Below are 3709 nucleotides of genomic sequence, written 5' to 3'. Positions count from 1 at the left end.
TTCTGCGCCGAGTTCTGCGGCACCGAGCATTCCCGCATGACCGGCATGGTCACGGTCATGGAACAGGCCGACTACCAGCGCTGGCTCGACAGCGCCGGACCGGCCGAGACGCTGGCGGGACAAGGTGCGGCGCTGTTCCGCCAGTACGGATGCAGCGGCTGCCACGCAGCCGCCGGCACCGTCCACGCCCCACGCCTGGAGGGCCTGTTCGGCCGGCCGGTCCCCCTGGCCGACGGGTCCGTGGTCAAGGCGGACGAAGGCTATATCCGGGACTCGATCCTGCTGCCCAAGTCCCAGGTCGCCGCCGGGTATCCCGACATCATGCCCTCCTTCGACGGGCAGATCGGAGAGGAGGATCTCTTGAAGCTGATCAGCTACGTCAAGTCGCTGGGGAACATACCGGCCGCCGCCGGCGAAAGGCCCGCCCGATGACCGCCGCATCTCCCGATAGCTCGTCCCCCGATGCCGCATCCCCCGAGTCAACGGTCACCGCCCGGCCGGCCGCCGAACCGCCCAACTACCTGACGGAGGAAGGATCGACGCTGCGGTCCTGGCTGCTGACCCACGACCACAAGCGGATCGCGATCCTCTACGCGCTGACGATCACCGTGTTCTTCTTCATCGGCGGGGCGGCGGCGGCGCTGATCCGGCTCAATCTGGTGACGCCGCCGGGGATCTTCGCGGCGGACACCTATAACCGGCTGTTCTCGATCCACGGCATCGTGATGGTCTGGTTCTTCCTGATCCCGTCGATCCCCAACACGCTCGGCAACTTCCTGCTGCCGATGATGATCGGGGCAAAGGATCTGGCATTTCCCCGGATCAACCTGCTGAGCTGGTACCTGTTCGTCGCCGCCGGGCTGGTGGCGCTGTTCGCGGTCGTCGCCGGCGGCGTCGATACGGGGTGGACGTTCTACACGCCGTTCTCGACCATGTATTCCAACAGCTACGTGATCCTGGCGATTACGGCGGTGTTCATATCCGGCTTCTCCTCCATCCTGACCGGGCTGAACTTCATCGTCACGGTCCACCGGATGCGCGCGCCGGGCATGACGTGGTACCGGCTGCCGATCTTCGTCTGGTCGAACTATTCGACCGCGATCATCCTGGTCCTGGCGACGCCGGTGCTGGCGATAACGCTGGCGCTGCTGGCGGTCGAGCGGCTGCTGCATGTCGGGATCTTCGACCCGGCGCTGGGGGGCGATCCGCTGCTGTTCCAGCACCTGTTCTGGTTCTACTCCCACCCGGCTGTCTACATCATGATCCTGCCGGGCTTCGGCGTGATCAGCGAGGTCGTGCCCTGCTTCTCGCGGAAGCCCATCTTCGGCTACAAGTTCGTGGCCTGGGCCAGCGTGTCGTTCACGGCGGTCAGCTTCCTGGTCTGGGCGCACCACATGTTCGTGTCCGGCATGTCGCTGTATGCCGGGCTGGTCTTCTCGCTGCTCAGCTACATCATCGCCGTGCCGTCGGCGATCAAGGTGTTCAACTGGACCGCGACGCTGCACAAGGGCTGGATCAGCTTCGACGCGCCCATGCTCTATGCGCTGGGCTTCATCGGGCTGTTCACGACCGGCGGGCTGTCCGGCCTGTTCACCGCCAACCTCGCCTTCGACGTCCATGTCACCGACACCTACTTCATCGTGGCGCATTTCCACTACATCATGGTCGGCGGCATGGTCAGCGCCTATTTCGCCGGCCTGCATTTCTGGTGGCCGAAGATCACAGGGCGGCTTTACCATGAATGGTGGTCCAGGATCGCGGCGCTGCTGATCTTCGTCGGGTTCAACCTGACCTTCTTTCCGCAGTTCATCCTGGGCTACCTGGGAATGGAGCGGCGCTACGCTTCATATCCGCCGGAATTCCAGTTCTGGAACATCCTGTCTTCCGCCGGCGCGTCGATCCTGGCGCTGGGTTATGTTTTGCCGCTGTTCTACCTGACATGGTCGCTTTTCCATGGTCAGCGCGCCGGCGCCAACCCGTGGGCCGCGACCGGGCTGGAGTGGCGGACCCCATCGCCGCCGCCCAAGCACAACTTCGACAAGACGCCGACGGTGACCCGCCCGCCGTATCAGTACCATCCGGAACCGGAGCCCCAAGATGCCTGAGGTCATGCGAGAGGTCCGGCCGGAACCCCAATACGCCACGATGGAGCAGCAGGCCGAGGTCGCGGCGTTCGGCATGTGGGTCTTCCTTGCGACGGAGGTGCTGTTCTTCGGCGGCCTGCTGTTCGCCTATGCAGTCTATCGCGGAACCTACCCGGAGGGCTTCGCCGAGGCCGGCCGCCATACCAAGATCGTGATCGGCACGGTCAACACCGTGATCCTGCTGACCAGCAGCTTCGTCGTCGCTTGGGGCGTGCATCTGGCGGAGCGGGGGCGCGGGCGGGCGGTTGCGGTCCTGCTGGGCGTGGCGGCCCTGCTGGGCGTCGCGTTCCTGGGGCTGAAGGGCTTCGAGTATTATCAGGAATGGGACGAGGGGCTGGTTCCCGGCCTGCATTTCGCGGAGCAAGGTCCCCATGCCCAGGCCATGGAGCTGTTCTACCTGCTCTACTTCATGATGACGGGGATCCATGGGCTTCATGTCACGATCGGCATCGGCCTGCTTGGCACCCTGGCGGTGCGGGCGTGGCGCGGCGCTTTTTCCAGCGCCTATTACACGCCGGTCGAGGTCGCCGGGCTGTACTGGCACTTCGTGGATGTCGTCTGGATCTTCCTGTATCCGCTGATCTATCTTGCCGGAAGGAGCGGCGGATGAGGGACTACCTGCCGCCGCTGTCATTGGTGCTGACCTGGGCGGGACTGCTGGCGCTTCTGGCGGCCACGCTGGTCCTGGCCTATGTGCCGGTGGGATCGCTCAACCTTGCCGCCGGTCTTGGCTTTTCCGCGCTGAAGGCGCTGCTGGTCGCCGTCGTGTTCATGAAGCTGATGGCCAGCGGGCACTTGGTCAGGGTCACCGCCGCTGCCGGCCTGTTCTGGCTGGCGCTGCTGTTCGCGCTGGGGGCGACCGACTACCTGACGCGGACCACGGCGCCGACCGGCAGCTATACGCGCGGCCCCGTCGCGGAGGGAGGTTCCTGACGATGGCATCATCCGGCGAAACCCGCATCGGGGCGGCCGCGTCGGGAGAGGTGCGGCTGAGGGAAGCACGGCTGGGGGAGGCCGTGGAGCGGGCCCTGGAACATCTTCAGACCGGCCGCATGCTGGCGGACGAGGAGCTTTCCCGCAGCCCCGTGCATGGCGCGCATGTCGACCTGCTGCGCCGGATCCGGAGTTTTCACCGGGAGGTCCTGCTGCCGGCGGTAAATGCCAAGCGGCCCATCGTGGAGCATGTCGGCGCCCTGTGGCTGGAGGAGGATATCGATCCGCCGCACCAGATGCCGCGCGCCTTCGTCCGCTTCAGCTCGATCTCCACCGCAGCGCAGGCACCGCGCGCCTATATGACCTTCCATGTGGCGGAGGACGGGACGGCCCTGGTTTCGCGCAACTACGACACGCCTGTTAAAAACACGGATGTGACGGTCGGCCGGCTGGAAGACCTCACCCCTGAGGTGGTTTCCGCCGCGATCGACGACTTCCTGCTGCGGGCGCTGAACGCCTGACGGAGGGGGATCGGGGACGGGAGCCGGTGCCGATACGGGCGCGGTGGTCATGGCGGCTATGGGGCGAGACGATCTTCCGGATCACCGGGACATACCGTTGGGAAGCTTTTC

General features: G+C 65.5%; 5 protein-coding genes. All 5 read left to right on the top strand.

The annotated features are described in order from the left end of the window. Nucleotides 1–432: c-type cytochrome (locus tag AC5JJ6_RS04115; RefSeq protein ID WP_496040829.1), on the top strand; the 432-nt coding region annotated here is incomplete at its 5' end. Further along, complete coding sequence (locus AC5JJ6_RS04110; protein ID WP_496040828.1) at nt 429–2105, top strand: cytochrome c oxidase subunit I; 1677 nt, start codon at nt 429–431, stop codon at nt 2103–2105. The genes AC5JJ6_RS04115 and AC5JJ6_RS04110, both read left to right, overlap by 4 nt. Further along, nucleotides 2098–2754: a cytochrome c oxidase subunit 3 family protein gene (locus AC5JJ6_RS04105; protein WP_496040827.1), complete on the top strand. Its 657-nt coding sequence runs from the start codon at nt 2098–2100 to the stop codon at nt 2752–2754. Before AC5JJ6_RS04110 ends, AC5JJ6_RS04105 begins: the two co-directional genes overlap by 8 nt. Then, on the top strand, nt 2751–3077 hold the full coding sequence (locus tag AC5JJ6_RS04100) for a cytochrome C oxidase subunit IV family protein (protein WP_496040826.1): 327 nt from the start codon (nt 2751–2753) through the stop codon (nt 3075–3077). The genes AC5JJ6_RS04105 and AC5JJ6_RS04100 overlap by 4 nt, the downstream gene beginning before the upstream one ends. A 2-nt stretch (nt 3078–3079) precedes the next feature. Further along, entirely contained in the window at nt 3080–3598 is a 519-nt protein-coding gene (locus AC5JJ6_RS04095; protein ID WP_496040825.1) for a hypothetical protein, read from the top strand. Nucleotides 3599–3709: the final 111 nt, after the last annotated feature.

This window comes from Skermanella sp. (assembly GCF_059503625.1).
The sequence above is the reverse complement of the archived record's forward strand: the minus strand, read 5'-3'. Positions and strand labels throughout refer to the sequence as shown.